This window comes from Desulfatibacillum aliphaticivorans DSM 15576, from assembly GCF_000429905.1.
Lineage (GTDB): Bacteria > Desulfobacterota > Desulfobacteria > Desulfobacterales > Desulfatibacillaceae > Desulfatibacillum > Desulfatibacillum aliphaticivorans.
Genome location: NZ_AUCT01000025.1, coordinates 1 through 25,378, shown reverse-complemented (window position 1 = coordinate 25,378; position 25,378 = coordinate 1). Strand labels below are relative to the sequence as shown.

20 protein-coding genes are annotated in these 25,378 nt (G+C 54.8%); 7 read left to right on the top strand and 13 right to left on the bottom strand.

From position 1 onward, the window contains the following. Positions 1-6: 6 nt before the first annotated feature. The 3 genes from G491_RS0120110 to G491_RS0120100 all read right to left on the bottom strand — a co-directional run bounded on the left by G491_RS0120110 (position 7) and on the right by G491_RS0120100 (position 3,355). Positions 7-1,035 carry an aldo/keto reductase gene (locus G491_RS0120110; RefSeq protein WP_028315851.1) on the bottom strand — a complete coding sequence of 343 codons (1,029 nt, stop codon included), beginning with the start codon at positions 1,033-1,035 and terminating at the stop codon, positions 7-9. Between the two features lie 90 nt (positions 1,036-1,125). Then, a complete protein-coding gene (locus G491_RS0120105) occupies positions 1,126-2,991 on the bottom strand; it encodes a sugar phosphorylase (protein WP_028315850.1) in 1,866 nt (621 codons plus the stop codon). A gap of 22 nt (positions 2,992-3,013) precedes the next feature. Then, the gene (locus G491_RS0120100) at positions 3,014-3,355 is read right to left on the bottom strand and encodes an STAS domain-containing protein (RefSeq protein ID WP_028315849.1); all 342 of its coding nucleotides are present in this window, start codon (positions 3,353-3,355) and stop codon (positions 3,014-3,016) included. Between the two features lie 110 nt (positions 3,356-3,465). Between G491_RS0120100 and G491_RS0120095 the strand changes: the two genes are divergently transcribed. The 4 genes from G491_RS0120095 (at position 3,466) to G491_RS0120080 (ending at position 10,753) form a co-directional block, all read left to right on the top strand. After that, complete coding sequence (locus G491_RS0120095) at positions 3,466-4,653, top strand: DegT/DnrJ/EryC1/StrS family aminotransferase (RefSeq protein WP_028315848.1); 1,188 nt, start codon at positions 3,466-3,468, stop codon at positions 4,651-4,653. 193 nt (positions 4,654-4,846) lie between these two features. Next, positions 4,847-5,917, top strand: a complete 1,071-nt coding sequence (locus G491_RS0120090) for an iron-containing alcohol dehydrogenase family protein (protein WP_028315847.1) — start codon at positions 4,847-4,849, stop codon at positions 5,915-5,917. A gap of 3 nt (positions 5,918-5,920) precedes the next feature. Next, on the top strand, positions 5,921-9,646 hold the full coding sequence (locus G491_RS0120085; RefSeq protein ID WP_028315846.1) for an SIS domain-containing protein: 3,726 nt from the start codon (positions 5,921-5,923) through the stop codon (positions 9,644-9,646). 66 nt (positions 9,647-9,712) lie between these two features. Beyond that, positions 9,713-10,753: an NAD-dependent epimerase/dehydratase family protein gene (locus tag G491_RS0120080; protein ID WP_028315845.1), complete on the top strand. Its 1,041-nt coding sequence runs from the start codon at positions 9,713-9,715 to the stop codon at positions 10,751-10,753. 93 nt (positions 10,754-10,846) lie between these two features. On the opposite strand, the gene G491_RS0120075 is transcribed toward G491_RS0120080, so the two are convergent. Both G491_RS0120075 and G491_RS31690 read right to left on the bottom strand, forming a co-directional pair. Continuing rightward, positions 10,847-11,536 carry a response regulator gene (locus G491_RS0120075; RefSeq protein WP_028315844.1) on the bottom strand — a complete coding sequence of 230 codons (690 nt, stop codon included), beginning with the start codon at positions 11,534-11,536 and terminating at the stop codon, positions 10,847-10,849. Positions 11,537-11,538: 2 nt separating this feature from the next. After that, positions 11,539-12,987, bottom strand: a complete 1,449-nt coding sequence (locus tag G491_RS31690) for an ATP-binding protein (protein WP_051327403.1) — start codon at positions 12,985-12,987, stop codon at positions 11,539-11,541. A 220-nt stretch (positions 12,988-13,207) separates the two neighbouring features. Here G491_RS31690 and G491_RS0120065 point away from each other — a divergent pair, with 220 nt between their 5' ends. Both G491_RS0120065 and G491_RS0120060 read left to right on the top strand, forming a co-directional pair. Then, on the top strand, positions 13,208-13,645 hold the full coding sequence (locus G491_RS0120065; RefSeq protein ID WP_028315843.1) for a hypothetical protein: 438 nt from the start codon (positions 13,208-13,210) through the stop codon (positions 13,643-13,645). 300 nt (positions 13,646-13,945) lie between these two features. Then, complete coding sequence (locus G491_RS0120060; RefSeq protein WP_028315842.1) at positions 13,946-14,374, top strand: hypothetical protein; 429 nt, start codon at positions 13,946-13,948, stop codon at positions 14,372-14,374. Positions 14,375-14,479: 105 nt separating this feature from the next. On the opposite strand, the gene G491_RS0120050 is transcribed toward G491_RS0120060, so the two are convergent. Next, the gene (locus G491_RS0120050; RefSeq protein ID WP_028315841.1) at positions 14,480-15,229 is read right to left on the bottom strand and encodes an MBL fold metallo-hydrolase; all 750 of its coding nucleotides are present in this window, start codon (positions 15,227-15,229) and stop codon (positions 14,480-14,482) included. Between the two features lie 51 nt (positions 15,230-15,280). After that, positions 15,281-16,252, bottom strand: a complete 972-nt coding sequence (locus G491_RS0120045; RefSeq protein ID WP_028315840.1) for a GlxA family transcriptional regulator — start codon at positions 16,250-16,252, stop codon at positions 15,281-15,283. A 252-nt stretch (positions 16,253-16,504) separates the two neighbouring features. Between G491_RS0120045 and G491_RS0120040 the strand changes: the two genes are divergently transcribed. Beyond that, positions 16,505-17,362: a crotonase/enoyl-CoA hydratase family protein gene (locus G491_RS0120040; RefSeq protein WP_028315839.1), complete on the top strand. Its 858-nt coding sequence runs from the start codon at positions 16,505-16,507 to the stop codon at positions 17,360-17,362. Positions 17,363-17,769: 407 nt separating this feature from the next. On the opposite strand, the gene G491_RS31685 is transcribed toward G491_RS0120040, so the two are convergent. The 6 genes from G491_RS31685 to G491_RS35980 all read right to left on the bottom strand — a co-directional run. Next, positions 17,770-18,453, bottom strand: coding sequence for an ABC transporter ATP-binding protein (locus G491_RS31685; RefSeq protein ID WP_035219630.1), 684 nt, complete (start codon positions 18,451-18,453; stop codon positions 17,770-17,772). Further along, entirely contained in the window at positions 18,443-20,248 is a 1,806-nt protein-coding gene (locus G491_RS34280) for an oligopeptide/dipeptide ABC transporter ATP-binding protein (RefSeq protein WP_051327402.1), read from the bottom strand. The genes G491_RS31685 and G491_RS34280 overlap by 11 nt, the downstream gene beginning before the upstream one ends. Further along, positions 20,238-21,221, bottom strand: a complete 984-nt coding sequence (locus G491_RS0120025; RefSeq protein ID WP_028315838.1) for an ABC transporter permease — start codon at positions 21,219-21,221, stop codon at positions 20,238-20,240. Before G491_RS0120025 ends, G491_RS34280 begins: the two co-directional genes overlap by 11 nt. Continuing rightward, the gene (locus tag G491_RS0120020) at positions 21,218-22,729 is read right to left on the bottom strand and encodes an ABC transporter substrate-binding protein (protein ID WP_157468424.1); all 1,512 of its coding nucleotides are present in this window, start codon (positions 22,727-22,729) and stop codon (positions 21,218-21,220) included. Before G491_RS0120020 ends, G491_RS0120025 begins: the two co-directional genes overlap by 4 nt. Positions 22,730-22,876: 147 nt before the next feature. Beyond that, on the bottom strand, positions 22,877-24,889 hold the full coding sequence (locus tag G491_RS0120015) for a TonB-dependent receptor (RefSeq protein WP_028315836.1): 2,013 nt from the start codon (positions 24,887-24,889) through the stop codon (positions 22,877-22,879). A 303-nt stretch (positions 24,890-25,192) separates the two neighbouring features. Then, the coding region (locus G491_RS35980; RefSeq protein ID WP_035219628.1) for a hypothetical protein at positions 25,193-25,378 on the bottom strand (186 nt) is incomplete at its 5' end.

Here is a 25,378-nt window from a genome sequence, read left to right as displayed (position 1 = left end):
TTCTTTTCAGGGCGCGAATTTGGCCTCCAGTTCCCGAAACAAGGCCAGGTTCTCCGCCAGCAATTCAGGCACGGGAAGCCCGTAGGGGCAGCGTTCGGCGCATTCCCCGCATTGGGTGCACTCTTCGATTCCGCTTACGGCGGGCTTGGACATGGCTACGGCAATAGCCTCCCCAAGCCTGTGGATTATGGGCCGGAACATAAGGGACTCGGGAATCATGACGCCCTGTTCACAGGGCAGACAGTACCCGCACCGGTGGCAAAAGCTGCTTCCCAGTTCCTTTTTAATGGCTTCCATTTCCGCTTGGTCCGCATCCGTCAGGGGCTGACGATTTTCGTACAGGTCTATAACCTCGTCCGCCTCCTCAATGCTGGAAAAGCCTGGAATAGGAACCACATGGGCGTTCTGCTGGAGAAACTTGAAGCAGAGGTCGGCCCGCGACAGCATGCCGCCGCCCAGGGGTTTCATGCCGATGATGCCCATGTCCCGTTCGCGCGCGGCGGGAAAGAGGTCTGTGTCCGCATCGGTTTCAACGAAATTGAAGGGAAACTGAACCGTGTCGAAGTAACCGGTTTCAATGGCTTTTAAGGCTACGGACCGGGCATGCGACGAAATTCCGATAAAGCGCACCTTTCCGGCCTCCTTGGCCTTGACAACGGCTTCCAGGGCGCCGCCCGGAGCCAGGATTTGTTCCAGGTCCACAGGCTTGGTGATGCTATGGAGCTGATATACGTCTATGTAATCCGTGGCCAGGCATTTCAGGCTGTTTTCCAAATGCTGATTCAGACCGTCCGCTCCGCGTTCCAGGCTCTTGGTCGCCAGGATCACCTGGTCGCGCACCGAACCCAGGGCGCGGCCCAGCTTGCTCTCCGAGTCTCCGTACATATTGGCTGTGTCGAAAAAGTTAATGCCTCTTTCAAAGCAGTGGCGCACCACGTCTTCGGCTTGATCCGATCCCAGCCCCACAATGGGGATGCCTCCAAATCCAAGTTCCGACACCATCAGCTCTGTCCTGCCTAAGCGCACTTTTTGCACGGAGACCTCCCTTTCTTGGGATTTTTGCCGGTTTTTTTGAAAATGCTATCCCTCTCGACATTCTTGCCGATTTACTTACGGCTGAAAGCTCTATTTGGCCGGGGTCAGCCAAAATACGTCATAAGGCTCCATTGTTAGTTGCAGATTAAAGCCCTTATCAGTTTCAAAGGTCCGCCTGTCTCCGGATAGAATCTCCACAAAGCGGTTGCAGTGAATGCCCGTTGTGCTGCATGGAATCTCCACAACAATTTGGTCGCCCGACACGTTTGTCAAGGCCAGTAGCGGCTGCCCCGCCTCCTGGCAGGTGCGTTTAACGCAAAAAACCGCGGGGTGCAGATTCAGCACATCCTGGGGGGCGTTGGGGTGGAACGCGGTTTCCTTCACGCGTTTGGCGATCATCCGGCCGCACTGATTGACCACTTTGTAAGTGGTGCTTTCCGGATTGTTTAAGCCTTCCTTCAGGCTGCTGTAATCAAGAACCATGCGGTTGATGCTTCGAGTGTGCTTTTCCGCAATAACCGCTTCGGCGTCGTTTTTCGAGCCCAACAGGCCATGGAAGTAAATTCCCGGCACGCCCATGAGCGCCAGGGCGATGGAGCGCGACGCGCAGAATCGCTTCACCTGAAAATCGTCGTCTTCGTCCGCATCCTCCCGGTTGATGGCCGACCACCAGGTGATGTTCATTTCATAGGGGCTCAAGTTGCCGTCCCCGTCGTCTTTATAGGAGATGAAGCCGCCATGTTCGATCACCCGCCACGCCATAAGCTCAATTTCCTTGGCGGACAGGATTTCTTTGACAGGAGTGACGCCCACGCCGTCATGGGAGTCCAGAAAATTGAAATAAGTGGCGGTTTTGGAAACCTGATCCAGGGAGGAGGCCCATTTGGTCAAGGCTGTAGCGTCTTCGTTTTGAAAGGCGTGGAGCACCATGGGAGGCAGGGCGAAGTTATACACCATGTGGGCTTCGTTGCTTCCGTCGCCGAAATAGGTGATGTTCTGGTCGTGGGGTACGTTGGTTTCCGTGATCAGCGCAGCCACCGGCGCCACGGCGTCGATAATCAGCCGGAATAGCTGGATAATGGCGTGGGTTTCCTTTAAATGCACGCAATGGGTGCCCAGTTCATGCCACAAATAGGTCACGGCGTCCAGGCGCAGCACGTCCGACCCTCTGCGGATGTAATACAAAAGGATCTGTATGGTTTTTAAAAGCACCCTGGGATTTTTGAAGTTCAGGTCGATCTGGTCGGGCGAAAAGGTGGTCCAAACCCATTTATATCCGCTGTATGTGGAAAACTCGCTCAGGATGGGCGTGGGCCTGGGCCGTGTGATGATCTTGAGATGCTCCTTGGAAATGGCTTCGCTGGTGGAAAAGACAATAAAGAAATCCTGAAAGTCGGGCGCTCCGTCCCGAAATTCGGCGAACCACTTGCTCTTGGAGGAGACGTGATTAAAAACTCCGTCAAACATTAAACGGAAATCCGACTTTAACTGGTCGATGTCCTCCCACGTCCCCAGCCGGGGGTCCACTTCCTCGAAATCGATGACCGCAAAGCCCCGGTCCGAGGAGTATGGGAAAAAAGGTAACAAATGCAGAGTGTTGATGGTTCCCCGCAAGTGGCGTTCGCAGAAATAGGTGAGGGTGTCCAGGGGGGACATACGGTCATCATGCAGCAGGTCCCCGTATGTAATGAGGATGACATCCTCTTCGGTAAACCGGTTATTGGCGTCAAAATCCCGTTCGAATTCAATCATTTCAGGAGATTTATGCGCATAATAGACCTTCATGAGGCGAAGGACTTCAGCTTGGTAAATCCTGGCCTCTTGCTCCCCGTACAGAATCGTCAATTTTTCAAGAATTCCCTGAGCCGTCTCCTCGGGAATTTTATGCAAAGGGCGCTCATAATCCGGCTCCAACAGGTGGAAGCGCTGCCTGCCTTTTCTACGTGCTCTGGCCATATCTTTTAATTATCCGCTTTGATTAGGAAAAGCTTTCAACAGCTTCTTTGACGTCGTCAAAGAATTCGAAAACCTGATCCAGGTGAGTAATTTCTAACAGACTATTGACCGTTTCATTGCATCCGGCAAGACGCACGTCTCCTCCGTTTTGCCGGGTGACGGCGATCCGGCTGACCAAAGCGCCCAGACCGCTGGAATCCATGGCTGTGGTTTCCGAAAGATCAATGACAAGGCGGTTTATTCCCTGATCCACAATTTCTTTGAGGGTTTGCCGAAACTCTCCGGATTCGTCCGCCCGGAGTCGTTCCGGAGCGTGGATAACGGCTATTTCGCCGAATTTTTCGTGCCGCGTCCTCACCGACATGGTGGTTTCCTCCGTATTTTGATTATCCTTGCACTTGGCCTTTGACTATGCCATACGCTTGATGATTAAATCAAGTTTTTGGCTGAACGCCCTAATTAAGGAGGATATACATGCCCGGATTCGAAATCTTTTCAGATGAGGAACGCAGGGAAGTCAATGACGTGTTGGAAACGGGAGTGCTCTTTCGCTACGGCTTTGACGCCCAGAGAAAAGGACACTGGAAAGCCAAGACCTTTGAAAAGGAATTCGCCGAAAGGGTAGGCGTTCCTTACGCCCATTTATGCTCAAGCGGCACAGCCGCGTTGCTCATCGCCCTGGCCGCTTGCGGAATAGGGGCGGGCGACGAAGTCATCATTCCGCCTTTTACCTTTGTGGCCAGCTTTGAATCCGTCATAGCGGCGGGCGCCATTCCGGTTTTCGCCGACATTGACGAAACCCTGTGCCTGGACCCCAAGTCCGTGGAAAAGGCCATTACGGAAAGAACCAAAGCCGTGGTTCCCGTGCATATGTGCGGCTCCATGGCTCAAATAGACGCTCTCAAGGACTTGTGCGACCAAAAAGGTCTGATTCTGGTGGAAGACGCCTGCCAGTCCGTAGGCGGCGCATTCAAAGGCCAGGCCCTGGGAACCTTCGGCAAGGCAGGCTGTTATTCCTTTGACGCAGTGAAGACCATCACCTGCGGCGAGGGCGGCGGCGTGGTAACGCCTTTTAAAGAGGTTTACGAAAAAATCGACCAGTTTGCAGACCACGGCCACGACCATATAGGCAATGACCGCGGCCTGGAAGGCCACCCTATAACCGGGCTTAATTTCCGCATTAGCGAGCTTGGCGCCGCCGTAGGACTTGCACAATTGAGAAAACTTGATAAAATCCTGGAAATCCAACGGAGCAACAAATCCAGGATCAAGGAAGCCATGACCGGACTGAACGGCGTCACTTTCAGAACATTGCCCGACCCGGACGGAGACACGGCCACCTTTCTGTCCTTTTTCCTCCCGGACGAGGATCAGGCCAGGGAGTGCGCCGGCCAGCTCGCCAAGGCCGGGGTAGGGGGATGCCCTTATTGGTATGACAACAACTGGCATTACATCAGGGCCTGGGACCACCTGAAGCAGCGTTCCTTCCCCTGCCGCCAGACCCTGGAACTGGTGGACTCGGCCCCGGATTACGCCAACCTGGATCTGGCGCAGTCTCATAAAGTCATGGGCAGAACCATTTCCATGCAGATCATGCTCGGCTGGACCGCCCAGGACATAGACGACCGGATTGCAAAAATCCGTCAGGTATTCGGGGCCTAATCTCCCATAAAAGGGCGTAGGTCGGATGGTTCCGCGAATAGGACATATAGGAGGATGCAATTCCTGCCGCTGGATTGGCAATGAGAGCCGAAAACGCGAAATACGAAGCGCGGGTTCATCCGACATATTGAGTCATAACCTTTTAAAAAAAACAGCCCGTCTTATTGGCAAGGCTTTAAAAGAGGAATAAAATATGTATCGCAATTTCAGAATGGTATCGTATGTGGTCTTTGGCAGGGGATGCTTCAACCAGACCAAGGACATCATGGGGCAGCAACGGGACAAAGAAAAGTCCGACATGGTGTATCTGGTGGACGACGTGTTCAAGGGCGCCGAATTCGGCGGCAGCATCCCCCTTCAGGGCGACGACATGCTCATTTGGGTGAACGTGGACGACGAGCCCAAAACCAAGCTGGTGGATGCCCTGGTGGAGCAGATCAAGGGCGCCATGGACAAGAACCCCGCCGGCATCGTGGGTGTGGGCGGCGGCAGCGCCATGGACCTTTCCAAAGCCGTTTCCGTCATGATGACCAACGAAGGCTCTTCCGCCGAATACCAGGGCTACGACCTGCCCAAGAATCCCTCTTTGTATCACGCGGCCATTCCGACTCTTTCCGGCACGGGCGCGGAAGTCTCCCGCACCTGCGTGTTGACGGGTCCGGAAAAGAAACTGGGCATCAATTCCGACTATTCGGTGTTCGATCAAATCATCCTGGACCCGGAGTTGATCCGCGGCGCCCCGGACGAACAACGCTTCTATACAGGCATGGATTGCTACATCCATTGCATCGAATCCCTGGAAGGCACCTTTTTGAACGAGTTTTCCAAATCCTACGGCCAGAAATCCCTGGAACTCTGCCGCGAGGTCTTTTTGAACAAACGCACCGAGGAGTCCGAAGACAAGCTCATGATGGCCTCCTATTGCGGCGGCATGAGCATCGCTTATTCCCAGGTGGGCGTCTGCCACGCCCTGTCGTACGGCCTGGCTTATGTGCTGGGGACGCACCACGGCATCGGCAACGCCATTGTATTTGACTATCTGGATGAGTTTTACCCCGAAGGCGTGAAGGAGTTCCGCATCATGCTGGATAAAGCCGGCGTGGAGCTTCCCAGGGGATTGTGCGCCAACCTGACCGAAGAGCAGTTCGAAAAAATGATTAATGTATCCCTGGCCATGGAGCTTCTGTGGGAAAACGCCCTTGGCAAGGACTGGAAAAAAATCATGACCCGTGAAAAAGCAAGAGAAATGTTTGAGAGGATGTAAAGCATGTCCCGTTTTTCCGGCAGGATATTCAAAGGTCTGAAGGAAATTGATTCGTTTTTAAAAACGCCGGTCTTTTTCGGCAAAAGCCTGAAAAACGCTCCCCCGGGCTCTCTGGTCGTCTTTCCCTACAGGGAAAACGTCCTGTGCTGCGGTTTGGCCGGGATGATCGCTTACAAGCAACGCACCCATGCGCCCGCAGAGGGGCTTGACGCGCTGATCGCCCAAATGGAAAAGGCGCCCGCCGGCATAGAATCCCACAAACTGGAGTCCATCCTGGCCAACGGAGGCCTGGATGCATCCTATTTGGGCGGCGACTTGCTTACTCAGCTTATGGAGCAAGTGCAAACCCTCAAGAAGCATGAGGTTTTTTGTGAGCTTTTTTCAGATCAGGCGTTAAAAGAACGGGTTACAAAGGTTTCCTCTCAACTTACTCAATTGGCCGGAGATGAAGACAAAGCCCTGTCCATCTGCGTCAGCCTGTCCGCCGTGGAAATGGATCTTGCCACGGATCGCCTGGAACTGTTGAAGGACATTGCCTGGCGTTTGTCCTCCGAGGTCCTGGGGGCTCTGGCCGGCGTAACGGCTCTTATGGGGGATGACGCAAGCAATTGCCAATCCTGCGCCGCGGACGTGTATTTTCAGGTTCATTCCGTGCTTTCCAGCATCGATCGTCTGGAAGTGCGCGGCCGGGACTCTTCGGGAATCTCCCTGCTTTTTTTTATGACGCCCGAGGATTTTGGAGCGTGGAAATCCCAAGTCGCCGAGGCAGGCCTTTCCGGCGAACTGGAATCCCGCAGCAATCACAAACCGGTTTTACTAAACAACGGCATGGCGGTTCGCGAGAGCGAAAATCAGGCGGCCGTGAGCATCACCTACAAAGTTGCCGCCGAAATCGGCCGCCTGGGCGATAACACCGCCTTTTTACGGGAACAGGTTCAACGCGACAAATTACTGGCCTTGCTGGCCTGCGCTTCCATGATTCATTTTACGGTCAACGCCCATACGCGTTGGGCTTCGGTGGGCGCCATTACGGAACCCAACTGCCACCCCGTGGATAACGCCGTGGAGGGCGCCGCCTCCAAAGGGCTGATTTACACTTGCCTGAACGGAGACATCGATAACTACGCCGAGCTGAAGGCCGCTTACGAAGCCAGGACCGGCGCGAAAATTCCCGAAGACATCACCACGGACACCAAGATCATCCCCTTGCAGATAGAGAAATACATCCAAAAGGGGCATAAGCTGGAAACCGCATTCAGGCTGGCAGTGAACGATTTTTCCGGGTCCCACGCCATATTCATGCATACCAGCCTGGCGCCGGGCAAATTTTTCATGGCCCAGCGCGGCAGCGGCCAGACCGTGTTTGTGGGAATCGGCGACGAAGCCTACATGCCCACTTCCGAGGTTTACGGCTTTGTGGAGCATACGCAAAAATTCATCAAGCTCCAGGGCGAAAAGGAAGTGGAAGGCGTTTCCGGCATTACCCAGGGGCAGGTTTTTGTCCTGGATCAGGCCAAGGGCGGCGTGGAGGGCGTCACCGCCTGTTATTACGACGGCACGCCGTTGCCTTTGAGCGATAGTGATCTTCAAAGCACGGAAATCACCACCCGCGACACCGACCGCCAGGGTTTCGACCACTATTTTCTCAAGGAGATTTCCGAGGCGCCTTTGTCCGTGGAGCGGACCATGCGCAACCGTTGGCGGATCGTCAAGGAGGGCGGCGCCGAACGGATTATTGTGGACCTGGACTCCAAGATAGTGCCTGACAGCCTGGCCAATGCGTTCAAGAACGGCGAGATCGAGCACGTATATTTTATTGGCCAGGGTACAGCGGGAATTGCGGCTCAGGCGTGCGCGGACATCTTCAAGTATTACATGAAGAATTCCCTCAAAAGCGTCTCTGCACAAAAGGCTTCAGAGTTCTCAGGCTTCATGCTCCACCAGGGCGACGACAAGGATTCTCTCAAAAATACCCTGGTGGTCGCCATATCCCAGTCCGGCACCACAACCGACACCAACCGCACCGTGGACATGGTCAAGTCCCGCGGCGCCCACACCCTGGCCATCGTCAACCGCCGGGATTCGGACATCACCTTCAAGGTGGACGGGGTGCTGTACACCTCATCCGGCCGGGACATCGAAATGTCCGTGGCCTCCACCAAGGCCTTTTACTCCCAGATCGTGGCGGGCGCCCTCCTGGGGCTGCACATGGCGCGCCTGACAAACATGGCCGACGACGCCTTTGTGGCTCAGGAAATCCGCAACCTTCTGGCCGTGCCCGATTCCATGCGCCGGGTGCTTGCCAACAAGGAGGCCATCGCCGCTTCGGCCCGGGCTTTGGCGGTCACCAAAACCTATTGGGCCTCCGTAGGCAGCGGCCCCAACAAGGCGGCGGCGGACGAAATCCGGATTAAACTCTCGGAGCTTTGCTACAAGACCATTTCCAGTGATTATGTGGAGGACAAAAAGCATATCGACCTGTCCTCCGAACCCCTGATTCTGGTATGCGCCGCAGGCAGCCCGGAAGAAGTCCTTGGGGATATCATCAAGGATACGGCCATCTTCAAGGCCCATAAGGCTGCGCCCGTGGTCATCGCGGACGAGGGCGAAAACCGGTTTAACGATTATGCGGAATTCGTCATCGGCGTGCCCGGCGCTCCGCCCCATCTGGCGCCCATTTTAAGCACCCTGGCCGGGCACATTTGGGGGTATAACGCGGCCCTGGCATTGAATCAGGGGTCTGAGTTCCTATTTAAATTTCGCGAAAAAATAAGGAATTATGTAGAAAACGCGGCGGTTCAGGACCAGGACGTCTACGAATTGCTCCTGGATCAGGAATTCAGGGAGAGCGTGGCCATGTTTTACCAGGAATTCCGCAAGAGGATTCTGGAAAACTCCTTTCCCGCCGGGTTGTGCGGAACCGTTCCCGCTGACCTGACCCTGCTGGCCAAATATTTGGAAGGCCGCCTGCGCGGGCCGGATTTCACCATTGACTTCGGCGTCAAAGGCACGCCTTCCAACATGCTGAACAAACTGTTTTCCACCCTGTCATTCGGCATCAATCAGCTTGCAAGGCCTGTGGACGCCATCAAGCACCAGGCCAAGACGGTCACCGTGGGGACCAGCCGCATTGCCGAAAAAGCGGAAGGCTTGCTGTTTGAATCGGTTTGCAGCCACGGGTTCTCCCCGGATCAGCTCATCAACAAAAACGTGCTGGTGCTTAGGAACCTGCAGGAAGTTGTCGCGGAAATTCTCGGCTCCACCCTGTACAGCGTCCAGGGGCTTTCGCTTTTGGGCGAACCCACGGAAAAATCCACCATCACCATCCTGCAAAAGCGGGGAAGCTCCCAATCCCTGCCTTCCCGGGTTGAAAATGATACGCGCCTTAAAGGCACCAAAAGCATTATTGTCCGCGAAGGCAACGTGTACATAGGCCTGGGACGGAAGGATAACCGCAGCCTGATTTTCATCCCGGTAATCTCAGGGAGCGGGCCGTCGCCCAACGTGATCGAGCACCTGTTGCTGCTGCACGTGGATTTCAAAAAGGATTTATCTCTGGAGAAGATCATCCGCGCTCTGGGCGGCAAGTACGAGCGCATCAAGAATCTGGTGCAGGAAAGCAGCGTTACCTGGCAGGACGATTTCCTGGGCCGCATGGACGTGGAATTCATCTTCGGCCGCTCCGCCGAAAAAATCGCCGAGGCCATTGTGTCCCGGGAAAAGGAATAGATATAGACAAGGGGGCTATCCGGCCTGCCTTCACATAACCTGTTCGGAAAACGCGGAGGGGGCGTCATGATCCGAAAGCAGGATACAGTTATGGTCACGGGCGGGGCTGGTTTTATCGGCTCCAATCTGGTCAGGCAACTGATTGAAAAAGGGGTGAATGTCAGGGTTTTTCATCTGCCTGGAGATGATTTGAGAAACCTGTCCGGGCTGGATGTGGAATTGATGGAAGGCAATGTCCTGGATGTTGATTCCATCCAAAGATGCATGAGCGGCTGCAATCAAGTCTATCATCTTGCGGCCATATACGCCCTGTGGATTCCCAATATGCAGCTCATGCATAAGGTGAATGTGGAAGGCGCGCGAAACGTCATGCGTCTGGCCGGCGAGTTGGATGTTGAAAAAACGGTCTATTGCAGTTCCATCGCCTTGTTTGGAGGGCAGGGGCCGGATAAGGACGCCGACGAAAACAGCCCTTTTGCATTAGGCGACTCCGGATCCTATTACGCATGGACCAAATACGCATCTCACCAAGTGGTCGCCGCGTTTTGCGAAAAAGGCCTTAATGCAACCATTGTCGCGCCGTGCGGTCCTCTCGGCCCGGGAGATTACGGCCCCACGCCCACGGGCCGCATGCTGACCAGCGCCGTCAATCTGCCTGTCGCATTTCGTTTTCAATCCATAGCAAATATGGTGGATGTGCGCGATGTGGCTGCGGGGCACATCCTGGCCATGGAAAAGGGCGAGCCCGGCCGGAGCTACTTGCTGGGCGGGGAAAATCTCGCCTACGAGACCATCGTCAGGACCGCCTTGGAGATCGCCGGGATGAAAAAACTCCTTCTTCCCGCTCCCGCTCCTTTAGCAAAGGCGGCTGGAAGCCTGTTGCTGCGGTACAGCCAGACCGTAACAAAAAAACCGCCATTGCTGACGCCTTCTGAAGTAAATATCGGGATAAAAGGTCTGCGGGCGGATTGCTCCCGCGCCAAAAAGGAACTGGGATACACCCCTCGTCCGCTTAGGCAGTCCATACGCGACGCCCTGGTTTGGTTCGCTCAAAACGGATACATAACCAATAAAAAGGCTTCAAAAAACCTTCTATCCTTACGATGAGTTTTCTTTGAGTGGAAAAAGAAACCATGAAAAGAATAGTTCTTTGTAATACATTTGTTTTATTGGTGTTTTTAATATCTGTTTTTATAAGTATTATGAAATATTGAATTTATACCCCGCGCCGTAGATGGAGTGGATGCATTCCAGGTCGGGCAGGGCTTTCTTGATTTTCTTCCGCAGGTTGCGGATGTGGGAGTCGATAGTGCGGTCGTATCCCTCGAACTGCGAGCCAATGGCAAGGTCCAACAACTCGTTCCGGGAGAACACCCGGTTCGGCCGGGACATCATCACTTTCAATATCATGAACTCGCTGGGCGTTAATTTTAAGGAATTGCCGCCCACACTCACCTCTCTGGAGTCCTCGTCCAGGATGATTGGGCCTTCCGTAATCCGTTTTGATTCTTCCTGGGGCGGATTGGACCTCCTCAAGACCGCCTTGACCCGGGCAACCACCTCGCGAGGGCTGAACGGTTTGCAAATATAGTCGTCCGCGCCCAATTCCAGGCCCAAGAGCCGGTCGATTTCCTCCACACGGGCTGTCAGCATGATGATGGGAATTTGGGAGAAGCTCCGCAACTCCTTGCAGACCTCCATGCCGTCCTTGCCGGGCAGCATAATATCCAGCAGCACCAGGTCCGGCGCCTCCTGCCTGACAAATCTCGCCGCGCGGTCGCCCCGGTCCAGGCAATGGGTGGAAAAGCCCGCATTTTCCAGGTAGGCTGCCAGGCCTTCGGCGATTTTCGGTTCGTCTTCCACGATCAGGATGAATGCCTGCTTTGTCATGTCTACTCCTTGGGAGAAGCCTTGGTTAGGGGCAGGGCGACTTCCACCCGCAGCCCGCCGGAATCGCCTTTTAGAGCGCGGATTCGCCCTCCATGGGCTTCCGTGATGCTTTTGCACAGGGCAAGGCCAATGCCGCTGCCGCCTTTGTTTCGGTTGCGGGAGGCGTCTGTCCGGTAAAACCTGTCAAATAGTCGATCCAAATGCTCTTCATCGACTCCGGGGCCGGAATCCTCAAAAAATACAACCAGTTCATCCTCTGAAACCCCTTGCCCCACTGTAAGCGTTCCCGGCTTGTCCGTGTACCTTAAAGCATTTTCCAGGAGGTTGGAAAAAAGCTGGAGCAGCCTGTCTTTATCAGTAAGAACCAAAGGGCCGGGGCCGTTGGGCAGTCTGTTTTCAAGCATCAAGCCTTCTTTGGAGCACCTTTCCATAAAGCGTTGCAGGGTTTCCTGGAGTACGGACAGCGGCCTGATTTCCAGTTTCTCCATTTTGAGCATTTTGCTTTCCGCCAGGGACAGCTCGTGCAGATCCTGAACGATCCGCCCCAGATGCAGCACCTCCGCCCGCAACGATTCCAAGGCGTTGTCATCCACCCTTTTGATTCCGTCCTGCATGGCCTCGATTTCCACCTGCAAGACGGATAGAGGCGTGCGCAGTTCGTGGGCCACGTCCATTACCCATTGCTTTCTGGCGGCTTCGTAACGGGCCAGGGTTTGCGCCATGGAGTTGAAGGTCCGGGCGAGTTCGCCCAGTTCGTCCCTGGAATTCAGGTTGATGCGGGCGTCAAACTGTCGGGCTTGCAGCTTTCGAACTCCATGGGTCAGGGCTTTGATGGGATTGGTGAGTTTGCGCGCCAGGAAAAAGGAGGCCGCGCCTCCCAATATCAGGGCGGCCAGGGAGATGACGAAGAACACCTTGGTCTGCTGGCGCAAAAAAACGCTGTCCAAAGGGTGTTGCAGGTGATCCCGCTGCTTCAGGCCGATATGGCCTATGGTTTTTCCGTCCAATTCAATGGGCAAAAGGCTCTGGCCTTTGAGCTGGGGATTTCCAAAAACAATCTTTTTGTCCGCGTCAAACAGGGACAACCTGCGCAACTGGCGACCCTGGAAGTCCGGCCGGGGAGGGGGGGCGGTTCGTCCTTGCCTGTTTTGCATGCCTTGCTTCGATTTGGCGGCTTCAACCTCCATTCGGCCAAGGCGGAGGTTTTTCGAATATTGCATTACCATTTGCCCCCATGCCTGGGGATTTTCGCGGAACAAATCCCATCCGCCGGATTTCGCATAAGATTGGGCAAGCCCCTGGGCCAGAGGGTCCAGATTTTCCAATTCCACGTTGGTTACGTATTCCGAAAAATTCCGGTTGGCGAAAAAGGCCACGCTTCCCGCCATGAGAATGATCAGCAACAGGGTGTAGCTCAAAATGGCGGCCAGGAACTTATGGGATAGCTTCATTGCATGTCCTTATTCGGATGGGGAACGCGAATGCTTACCTTCCGATCATTGTGTTAGCCTAATTGATTCGTTGATTCAAGCCCTGCAAACAATCCCCATATTCTAAATGGATTGTCTCGATATTTTCTCCACATTCGCTCCTTATCTTAGAAACCATAGAACGCCGCGACCCAAAACAGAACGGACGGGCGGCGCAAACCTGAACATGGAGGATATTATCATGAGTAAAAAAGCAATCGTTATTTCGGCAATGTTTTTCCTGGCTATCGCGTCTTTTGCATTTGCTGGCGACTACGAGCGTCCTTCCCAAGACCGCGGCAGGCGCGAAATGCGTCATCAAGGCCCCGGCCCCGGCTCAATGATGGGCAAGGTGTTTCACGATTCCATGGCCAAACGCGTTTTGCAAGACTTGACGGGCCAGGCAGTGGAAGTCTCCGACTCTTCCCGCCCCATGAACATGCGGGCGATCATTGAGGCGTCGGGAGTCGACCGGGACGCCTTTTGCCAGGCCATGGACGCTGAAACCATTGCCATGGCTCAAAAGGCGGCCGACTGCGGCCTGATCACCCAGGACGAGGCGGACGCCATCAAGGATGACGTCAACAATCGTCCCGCAAGGAGCGAAAGAAGGCCCGGAAAACGTAACCTGGCCCAATAAACCCTCTGTTTCGTACAATTAACAGCCGCCAGGCGGCGTCCGAAACTATCGGACGCCGCCGCCGGAGATTTATACGGCTTCGGTGATATTTCGAACATTGAAACCGTTTTTAATCCCTAACGCATTATATCTGTAACTCAGGCCGCACAAACCAACGACTCACATCAAAGAACGATAAAGCATCAACACTAATTGGGGTTGTAAGAGTCTTTGGATTTTCACCCAATCATAAGGGCGTCCCGGAGTCATTGAGTATTTATGCAGGCCGGGCCCCGCTTAACGCAGAGGAGCAAGAAGAGCATGAAAAAGAAAACGGTTTTAATGACTTTGATCATTTTCCTGGCGGCTGCGTCCCTGGCAGTCTGCGGAAATTATTCTTCGTCCAATCAGGGTCCCCCTTCGGGAGGTCCTCCAGGAGGAGGCGGAGCCTTAGGGAACGCTTTTCAGCAAGCTGTAGTAAAACGGGTTCTGCAGGACCTTACGGGCTCGGTTCCCTCCGCACTGGAGTCTTCTTCCGGAGGACGGGTTGATATGCGTTCCATCCTGGAAAACGCTGGCGTGGACCAGGAAACCTTCCAGGCGGCCGTAAAAACGGAATCTGAAAATATGCTGAATCAGGCCGTTTCATGCGGGCTGCTGACCCAACAGGAGGCCAGCGACGCCATCAGCCGTTTGAGCAGTTGCCCTCAACCGCCGAGAGGGCGGAGGGGCGGCGGACAATCTCAGTAATATCCTTTGGTTTCGGGGCCGCGACGCTTAATTCCAAACCTGGTGTTATAAGTCTCAGCAAAAAAAGGCTTCGCGTCCCCGAAATCATTCATCAGAACCATAGCACTACAAGTTGACCGTCTCTCCGTCTTTAGGGATGATCAGGCGCGAACCAGGGATGGACGCTTCGTCTCCCATTTTCCGCAAGCCCTCACGAGTCACTGTACAGTGATCCAAGGACTCCATATGCACGGCGACCACCTTGGCGTCAGGCGCCGCCTGAACCAGGGCCATAGTTTGTTCCCCGGTCATGATGATGGGGTCGTGCCCGGGAAGGGCGGCCCCGCCTGAGTGGGTAATGATCACGTCAGGAGAAAACTTCTTGATCGCCTCCTTGACCTCGTCGCACCAAATGCTGTCCCCCGCCCAATAAAGCGTGGGCTCGCCCGAAGCCTGCAGGATAAATCCCGAAACCTCTCCCATGAGCTTGCCTATTTCCCCCTGGCCGTGCCTGCCTCCGGTGCGGTGGAAATCAATGCCTTCCCAGGTGTGTTTGGAATTGATGGGAAAAACCCGCTCAAATCCCTTTTCAACAAGGAAAGAATCGTCGCAGGGCTGGCAAAAGACAGGCAGGGTTTTATCCAGGCCGGCCAGGGCGGGCTCGTCCAAATGATCGGGGTGATTGTGGCTGACAATTACTGCGTCCACGCCCTGCAAGACTTCATCCACGGATATGGGCAGGTCTATGGTGGGGTTTTCCGCAATCCCGGCGAAAGACCGAATGGCGCCCTTGGGCGACAACATGGGGTCCGTCAAAAAGGTCTTGCCGCCGTATTCGATTTTCATGGTCGCGTTTCTGATGAGTTGAATTTTCATTGTCATATTCCTTTTTTTTGACCGCGTCCTGGGCGGCCAAGGTGGTTTGTTTTATCCTGCTGCAAAGTGCAGGCGGTATTGGGAAGGCGTCACGCCGAACTTGCGGTAAAATGCCCTCCTAAATCGCTCCTCCCTGCCGAAGCCGCTGGCCTGGGCGACGCCGTCCAGGGACTCGCCGCCGGAAATCAAAATTTCCCGGGCTCTGTCCAGGCGCAAGGCTTCCAGATACTTTCCCGGAGTCATGCCGGTTTCCGACTTGAAAACCCGGGCGAAGTTCCTTTCACTCATGGCGGATCGGTTAGCCATGTCTTCCACGGAAATGTCCGACTCCAGGTTTTTTAAAAGCCAGTTATGCAGTGGTGAGAAGCGCTTCCCCGCCGCTTCCTGGGCTTTCAAAGGAGTGCTGAACTGGGATTGGCCGCCCGGGCGTTTGTAATAAAGGACCAGCATCCGGGCGGCGTCCAGAGCGGTAGCCATGCCGAAATCCTCCTCTACAACCGCCAAAGCCAGATCAATGCCGGCGGTCACCCCGGCGCTGGTGTACACGGCGCCGTCCTGGATGAATATGGCGTCCGGCTCCACGCGCACCTTGGGGTATTGCGCGGCCAGGTCGTCCGCGCCCAGCCAATGAGTGGCTGCTCTTTTCCCGTCCAGAAGCCCGGCCGCCGCCAATAGAAAGGCCCCGTGGCACACCGATAAAATGCGTTTCGCCTGTTTGGCCCGATCCCGGATGATCTTCACAAAGTCAGCATTTTTCGCCATCATGTGCGCTCCCAGTCCGCCGGGAATCAAAAGCATGTCTCCCTGAAAAGGCTCGATGAAGTCTGTCTGGGCCATTATTTCCGCGCCCGAGCTTAATCTGATCGGCCCCGCCTCTGCAGCGGCGAACCGAAAGGAATACGCCTGCTTGATTCCCTGGGTTTGCTCCAAAATCCTGGACGCCGTATGGAAAACCTCCACCGGCCCAAAAACGTCCAGACCCAAAACCTCGGGGAATAGTACAATTTCAATCACATGCGGCATATGCGCCTCCCGTCCTTGCAAGTTGGAATAAGTATAGATTAGCCCATGCTTGTCTGCAATGACAAGAAAAACGCATTTTCAGCCAAATCGATTAGAATGAAATCCCTGAAATCCGTCCGTTGAAAATCAGTGTCAATTCTAGCACATCCGTGATAAGGAATAGGGCATGCATTCAAGCGATAAACCCTTAGCCTTTGCGGGCGGCGTAAAATTTCCTTCGAAAAATTTTTCAAGAAAACGGCGGAGAATTCCATGGAATATCAAGAGATTTTATATGAGATTGAAGACAGAATTCTGACCATCACGCTCAACCGGCCGGACAAGATGAACGCCTTTACGGTGCGCATGTTCAATGAATTGATGGACGCCTTCGACCAGGCGGACGCCGACGACTCGGTCCGAGCCGTCATCGTCACCGGAGCGGGGCGGGCTTTTTGCGCGGGAGCGGATCTCAGCATGGGCGCCGCCACCTGGGACGGCGACGACTCCACCTTTGATTTTGATATCAGCAAGGGAGACACCGGAGGCCGCCTGACCCGCCGGATTTTCGACTGCACCAAGCCCGTCATCGCCGCCATTAACGGCTCGGCCGTGGGCGTGGGCCTGACCATGACGCTCGCCATGGACATGCGTCTGGTTTCCAACAAAGCCAAGCTGGGCTTTGTTTTTGCAGCGCGCGGGATCATCCCGGAAGCCTGCTCCTCATGGTTTCTGCCCCGGCTGGTCGGCATCAGCCAGGCTTTGGAATGGGTGTATTCCGCCAGGATATTCAACGGGGAGGAAGCCTTGCGCGCCGGTTTAGTGCGCAGCGTACACGAGCCGGAAGAGGTTTACGTGGAAGCCCGGAAGTTGGCTTTGGAGATTGCCGTCAACACCTCGGCGGTTTCCGTGGCTTTGGCCCGGCAGATGATGTGGAAAATGCTGGGCGCCGATCATCCCGTGGAGGCGCACAAGCTGGATACGCGGGGCATTTTCGCCCTGGGCGCCTCGGCCGACGCCAAGGAGGGCATCGAGTCCTTCCTGGAAAAACGCACCCCCAACTTTACGGACACAGTCACCAAAAACATGCCCGACTTTTATCCCTGGTGGAAAGAGCGGGACTACGAATAAGCGGTGAGTAAATGGGACAAGGGATTTGCTTTCCCCTTTCAACGTCTAAAATAACCGAAATAGCATCATAATTGGGCAGCCCTGGCAGAGCAGTATCCTGCCAGGGTCCGAAGGATATGTTTTTACAAGACAAACATCCTTTTATCCTATGGAGATCAAAGCCCTCTAAGAACTATTGATAGCGCCCAATTAAGAAGTCGCACAACTCATCCTTTGCAAAGGCTGTCTTAAAACCACATGTGCTGGCGCACCCGGGCAGCAAACAACGCTGCCCGGGCTACCCATTCTCGAACGGCAAGGTATAGGGCGTCTTTATAATGGCCTGAGTTCGCACTATCTATCATAATTAAATCAGATAGTTAATTGGTTTGGATATGAGCGGTGAATCTCAAAGTCAAGAACCCACGTTAAAACAGGTTCTCCAGCCGGCCCTCTTCCAAAACATAGCATTGGGAGCAGACCGCCTTGGCCACATGCAGGTTGTGGGTGATGAACAGGCAGGCTGTGTTGCGCCTTTTCAGGCTTTTTTGAATCACGGCCAGGATTCTTGATTGGGTGAGGGGGTCCAGCATGCTGGTGGGCTCGTCCAAAACCGCCAAATCCGGCTTAAGGCATAAGGCCCGGGCCAGGGCGGCCCGTTGGAGCTCCCCGCCCGAAAGCTGGGAGGGGTAGCGGTCCAGAACGCCCTTGGGAAGCCCCATTTCCTCCAATACGGATTCCAGACCGCCTTTTTCAATGGGCAAGCCGTGGATTCTATAAGGCTCTTCCAGACTTTTCCGCATTTTCCAGCGCGGGTCAAAGGCCGACTCAGGATGCTGAAAAACCATCTGGATGCATTTCCGCATATTCTTCCACTGGGCGCCTCTCAGCCTGTGTATAGGCTTTTCGTGAAACAGCACCCGGCCGGAGTCAGGCCGGACCAATCCCGCCAGAATCAGCCCCAGGGTGGTCTTGCCCACGCCGCTGACGCCCATAAGGCCGATGCGGGCGCCTTGTTGGATTTCCAGATCGCCCAGGGCCTGCACCACTTTTTTGCGGGCTTTTCCCGGAACCGGATACGTCTTTTTAATGTCCCTTGATTTAAGCAGCATAGCGCCAACACCTGATTTTTTGATCGCCCTGGAAAAACAGGGGAGGGCGGTTACGGCATTTTTCCCAGGCAAAAGGGCATTCCCGGATAAATGAACAAGCCTCTTGCATTTGGGCTTCCATGCCGGACGCTTTGTCAACCCCCTCCGGCTTCCAACCCTCCATGGCCACAGCCCGGAGCAAAGCCAGGGAAAAAGGATGCAGCGCATTTTCGAAAAATTGCGATGCAGGCGCGTCTTCCACAATGCGGCCCTGGTGCAAAACCAACACCCGGGTGGCTATGGTTCGGGCGAAGTCCAGATCGTGGGTTACGGCGATCATGGCCCGGTCTTTCAAGGATGCAAAGGCCTTGGTGACCGCCTTGCACGAATCCGGGTCCAAGGCCTTGGTGGGCTCGTCAGCCAGGATGAGCTTTGCGGGGCTGGCCAACGCCATGGCGGCCAGGACTTTTTCCTTCATCCCGCCGGAAAGGCGATGGGGATAATTGGGGGCGGTCCGTTCCGGGTCGTCAAGCCCGGCCATGGCGAGTAGCTCCACAACCGCTTGACCGTTTTTATCATTTTCTCCCGGAATGCACTCCATGATTTGCCGTTCGATCTTCATGACGGGGTTCAATCCATTGCCGGTCCCCTGGGGCGTATATGCCGCAAAATTGCGGCGCAAACGGCATAGCTCTTCCTGAGTCTTGCCCACCACATCCTCACCGCAGGCCAGCACCCGGCCGGAATAATTTCCTTTGGGCAGGCTCACTCCAATTATGGAGAGCAAGAGCAGGCTTTTACCGCTGCCCGAAAGCCCCAGGACCGCAATTTTTTCGTTTGCTTGAACCGTCAGGTCAAGCCCTTGGATCGCCTGCACGATTTCGCCTCCCCGTTGCGGAAAGGACACGCTGTGGTTTTTAAACTCCAACAGCGCCGGGGCAGGGGAGGCGTTGCAAGCCGCCTCTTTCGCATTGGAAGGATTGCGTCCGTAATAATTTCCGGCGGACATGGCCGGGCTTTGATTGGCCTGTAGAAAGGCGTTGGAAATCACGGAAAAGGCCAACACAAACAGGCTCAGGCAAAAAATGGGAGGCAAATACCACCAATACGCTCCATTGGTCAGGGCGCCGCAGGAAAAGGCGTCGTGAATCATCCCGCCCCAGCTCTTGCTGACCGGGTCTCCCAAGCCTAAAAAACTGAGTCCGGCCTCGGCCATCATCCCGGCTGCAGCGGCCAGGATCGCCTTAGCCAGGATGAGGTCTCCCGTGTTGGGGAGAATGTGCCGAAATATAAGATACATATGCCCGGCGCCCAGGCATCTTGCATTCAGGATGAATTCCTGCTCCCGCAGGTTTAGGACTTTAGAGCGGATGATCCGGGCGGTGGGCGCCCAGGATAAAAGGGATATGACAAATACGATGTTGCCCATGCCCGGCCCCAGAAAGGCCGCCAGGATGATAATCAGAGGCAAGCCTGGAATGGCCAGAAACATGTCCGTAAGGCCCATGAGCAAAGCGTCGGTCCTGCCGCGAAAATATCCGGCCAGGGCGCCCGCCAAAGCCCCGGCGGCCGTGGCGATCAGCGCGGAAAGCAGGCCCACCAGCAGCGAAGCCCGTGCGCCGAAAACCAGTTCGGACAGGAGATCCTGCCCAATGTCGTTGGTCCCCAGCACGTGCCCGGGGCCGGGCGGCAGATAGGGGCTGCCCAATTCATTCATGCTTTGGGGCGCGATGAGGGAAGGGGCGAAAATCGCCAGGAGCGTCACAGCCGAAACAGCCAGCATCAACAGGCGCGCTTTTTTTTGATCAAGCCCCATACGCGCCGTCCCTTACCCTGGGGTCCACGGCTTTGTGCAGCAGATCGGCCAGGGCGTTTGCCAGCATCACGCAAAAGGTCAGCACCAAAAACGATCCCATGAGCAAGGGGTAATCCCTGGTCATGACCGCCTCGTGCATCAACACGCCCATGCCGTTCCACGAGAAAACCACCTCGATCAGCAGGGCGCCTGAAACCATATGTCCCAGGCTCATGGCCGCCAAATGAATCAATTGGGGCAGGGCGTTGGGAAAAACGTGAAAAACCGCAACCCGAAACGGAGACAAGCCTTTGGCCACGGCGGTCAAAACGTATTCCTGATCCGTAATGTCCATGACCGCGCTTTTCATGACCAAAAATTTGTACGCCGTTCCGCTTAAGGCCAGGGAAAGGACGGGTAAGGCCATGTGCCTGGCTGCATCCAGCAACGAAAATCCCTGCCCCGGGTTTCCTAACGGGACCATGCCTCCTGTAGGAAAAATTGCACACCCGAATCCAAGCGCGGCCACCAAGAGCAGCGCCAGGCAATATCCCGGAAAGGAGTAAAGGAGCAAGAAAAACCCGGAAACCCATTTTTGGGGCAGGGAATCGTTTGTCCATCCCGCCCAGGTTCCCAAGAGGGCGGAAAAGAAAACAGACAGCATGATGGATGGAAACATCAAAAGAAGCGTCCAGGGGAGACGATCCATAATTATTTTAAAAACCGGCATGTTCCAGGTGGAGGACCATCCCAGGCGGCCATGCACCGTCTCCCATAAATAGGAGGCGAACTGGAGAGGCAGGGGCTTGTCCAGGCCGTATTCCACACGCAGCCGGGCCATTTCTTCGGGATTCATGGATGCCAGAAGATAGCCCTCTTCGCCCAAAACGTGTATCAGGGGATCTCCCGGCATGGCCCGAAACAGGAAAAACTGCGCGCTCACAATCACCAATAAGACAACGGCGTAGCGCGCAAGCCCGGAAAACCGCCTCACGATCCGGCCTCCCCGGCGCCTGCTTTTTTCCGCAGGCTTTTCCAGGTCAGGCGATTGGCAAGGCCTCCCTCAATCTGGTTAACCACCAGGCCTTCCCATTTATCGGAATAGGGGTACAGGTTATTGGTCCAATACAGGGCGATGGCCGGCAGTTGGGAGGCGTATTGCTCCTGGACGCCCGTATACAACTCTTTCAACCTATCCGGGTCGGTGGTGGCCAGGATTTTGTCGCACAAGGCGTGAAAAGCCGGACTATCCAGGCTGGACAGGCGGCCGCTCCCCTTGGTGCGGGAGTCAAAATAGCCGGTTCCGTATCCCGGTCCCATGAGCATCCCCCACGGCGTGGCCCGAAACAGGATCAGGTGGTAGTCATCTTTATTGATTTTGGCCATCCAGGTGGAAAGATCCGCCGACATCACCTCCACTGCGATTCCTACCTGAGCCAGATCATGGATGAGCAGCTTGGTCGCCTGTTTGTCGCCGAACAGGTCGGACCGGGCGATGAGCTTCAGGCAAACCGGCTCGCCCTCCGGGGTTTCCAGAATGCCGTCTCCGTCATGGTCAATCAGCCCGGCTTCCGCCAGCAGTGCCTTGCTTTGGTCGATATCCGTATGAAACGCGGGCATGTGGGCGAAACAGGGAAAAGACGCTGGCACAAATCCCGGCCCGGGAACCTGGGCCTCCCCCACGGCCACGCTGTCGCCGATGCGTTTGTAATTGATGGCCAACGTAATGGCCTTGCGAACCCGCAGATCGGCTGTCAGGGCTACGTGGGGATTGAACCCCATAGCCGCCGGAACTCCCAGGGAAGGAGCTTTGGCAACCGTTATCCCTTCCTGGTTTTTCAGGCGCACAGCTTTTCCCGGCGGATACCCGGAGGCGTATTTGTAAAATGCGTCCACTTCTCCATTGGCCAGGGCCATGGTCAGGACGTCCTGGTTTTTATAAAAGGTGTACACCACCTTGTCTACAAGAGGCGCGCCCAGATAATAATCGGGATTTTTAACGAATGTCACCTGATTGGATTGCATGTTAAAGGATTGGAATAAAAACGGCCCGCAACCTATTGACAATTTGTCGTCTTCAGCTCTTTCCGGGTCGGAAATCCATTCCCAGACATGCTTGGGCAGAATGCGGACGATGTACCCGCCCTGGCTTAAAAACCGGCTGTAGGGCTTGTTCAGGCGAAAAATAACATCCTGCCCGTCAATGACCATTTCATCAATGAATTGTTTAACCCATGAGTATCCTGCAACCTTGGCATCCGCCAAATAATTAAATGTAAAAACAATGTCTTCCGGAGTTACGGGAACGCCGTCATGCCATTTGGCTTTGTCCGTAATGGTGAAGACCCACTCCGTGGCGTTTTCGTTGGATCGCCATTTGCTGGCCAGTTGAGGGATGGGGCGCAGGTTTTCGTCAAAGCGCACCAGGGTGTCGTGGGTCATGAGCATGGCAAGCGTGCTGTACCCGTAATCGGCCAGGGAGTTGACTCTTCGGACTGTCATGGGGGAACCAATGCGAAAAACCAACTCCCCGGCCTCGGAGGCCTTCTCCTGGTTTTGGCAGGCCGTAAACAGGCAGGCCAAAACCAGGAGAAGGCCGATGAATATCGTTATAGGCTTGAATGCCTTTTTTATAAACAGACCTTGGGTTTAGTCAAAATACAAAGCGATTTCGCTGTACACGGTTGTGCCCGGATCTTCGTAATAGATCATGGTGCGGTATTTCTCATTAAAGATATTATCAATGTAGAAAGAGAAATCCGCTTTATCCAGGATCCACTTGTCCTTGAGGATCGTCTTGGTGGCCTTGAAATCCACCACCCAGGCGCTGTTCATGTAAAGCTGCTCGTCAACGGCGTTGTACTTGGTGTTGGTGGCATTGACCTGCTGGTCGCCTTTGTACCGAACGGACAGGCAAGCCGTGATGTCTTCGGGCTTTTTGTAAGTCACGTCCCAGTTGAACTGATGTTCGGGGGCGTATACCAGGATTTTGCCTTCCAGCGTGCGATCCACCGGATTTTCGTCCACTTCCGCGGTATTATAAGTATAGTTGCCGCCGGTGCTCCATTCGGGCGTGATGAAAAAGTCCAGGTTTAGTTCAAGTCCCGTGGACTCGGTTTTACCTATGTTTTCATTGGTTACCGTGTTGGCGGAAGTGAAGCTGGAAAGAATCGTGTCTTCCGTATAGGTGTGAAAGCCCACCAGCTTGACATTGGCTATATTGCCGAACCAATGGTCCGCACCCAGTTCGTAGGAATGGGTTTTTTCCGGCTGAAGGTTCGGGTTGGGGATGCGCTGGTTGCCGCCGGCTGTGCGGTCGTCGTAAAGCTGGGTGGCCGTAGGCGTGTTAAAGCCTTGCCCGTAATTGGCCCAGACGGAGGTGGCTGTGTTGAAGTTGTAGCGCAGGCCGACTCTGGGGCTCCAGTTGTCTTCCGTTCTTTCCTCCGGGGTTTTGTTAACGTAGTTGCCGAAGTAGTTATCGTAGTTTTTCCAATCGTCGTAACGGATGCCCGTGGAAAGGATCAGGTTGTCCAATATTTTCCAGGTGTCCTGAGCATAAACGGCCCAGGTTTCCGTGGAGTAACGGATCAGGTTCAGCTCCTGGTTGGTGTTCCAATCCCGATAGTCCTGCTCCTCGCTTGTATCATTATGAAAATACCCAACAGCAAGGGTGTTTTTGCCTTCAAAAAAATGCCCGTTAAACTGGACGTCTATGGGAATGGCTTCATAGTCCGTGTAGCGCCGTTGATGAGGCGTGTAATAGTTTGTGCCGCCTTTATCATAGGTATGCAGCAAATCGTCCACGTGATAGGCCAGGTTCACCTGCATGTCGAACATGTCGTTGAAGCCCTGGTTGAATTTCACATTGGCGAAGTTCCGCTCCCACTCGCCGCCGTAATACACGCGGCCGCGCATGTAGTCCCCCCACCAGTAGTTGTAAAACAAAGAGACGGAGGACGCCCTGCCGAAATCGTACTGGCCGGAAGCCGCGGCGCCGGATTTGTTGTACTTGCATTTGTTGATCATGTGGATGGTAGGGTTATTATTATTCTTGACCACGTTTTCGCCGGCCGATCCGCCGTAATGTCCGGCAAAGGCAAAGCCCACGTTGTCTTCCTTGCCTTCGGTCATGACGCTGGTCCGGTACGTGCCCGAAGTTCCGCCGCCGCCGCGAATTTCAGCGCGCAGGTTCTCGCTTCCCGTCTTGGTGATAATGTTGATGACGCCGCCGGTTGCGTTCGCGCCATAGATCGCCGAGGTAGGCCCTCTGACGATTTCCACCCGGTCAATGATTTCATTGGGGATGGACTGGCTCATCTTAAAATCCACGGGCAGGCCATTGACCAAAATCACGGTCTGGCCCACGCCGCCGCGCATACGCACGGTGGCCGGGAAGGGCGCATAAGCCCGAGCCACGGTCATGCCAGGAATGTTTCTGAGCAGGTCGATAAAGTCTCCATTAGGCTGGGAGCGCAGTTCAAGCTCCTCTCTGTCCAGAACATCCACGGACGCCGCAACTTCCCGCAAGGGCGTTTCCGTCTTGGTGGCCGTTACCACCATTTGGTCCATTTCTTTGGCCGCCTTTTCCTCCTCGGCGTAAACCGGGGCGCATAAAAGCCCCAGGCAGATCAATCCTGCCAATAAACCAAACTTCTTCTTCATTATACCGCCTCCTGTATATTACTCCTCCGATAAGAATTGACAGGACGCGGAGGCTCCAACATTCCGGACCTTGACGGGAACCGGCAATTATGCGTAAATTCTGTCAGGAACGGTGGAACTTCCGTCGTCCGAGGGAGGACGGCGGCTACCTTGGCCGAGGGACGCCGTCTTCCCGCCTTTTATTATTTTGCCAGTCTATTCAGTCCAACTTCGATCCCCCGAACTTTAACACCGCCAAAAACGGATATGGAGCATTTTCAGTGTGTTATAAAAACACCAATAGGGTTTTTCGTACTACAAACCTTATAAGCTCTTGATTTTAGGAAAGGATATTTCCAACTGAGTGTAAATCGCCCTGTGCTCCTCCTCCACGCGGGTCAGCACGGGAACCGCCATCCCATGGAGTTTTGCCTGTCCCGCCTTGATCTGCTGGAGCTTGTCTAAGGCGCGTGACGCTGAAATGGACAAAGGCGCCAAAGTCAAGCTCAT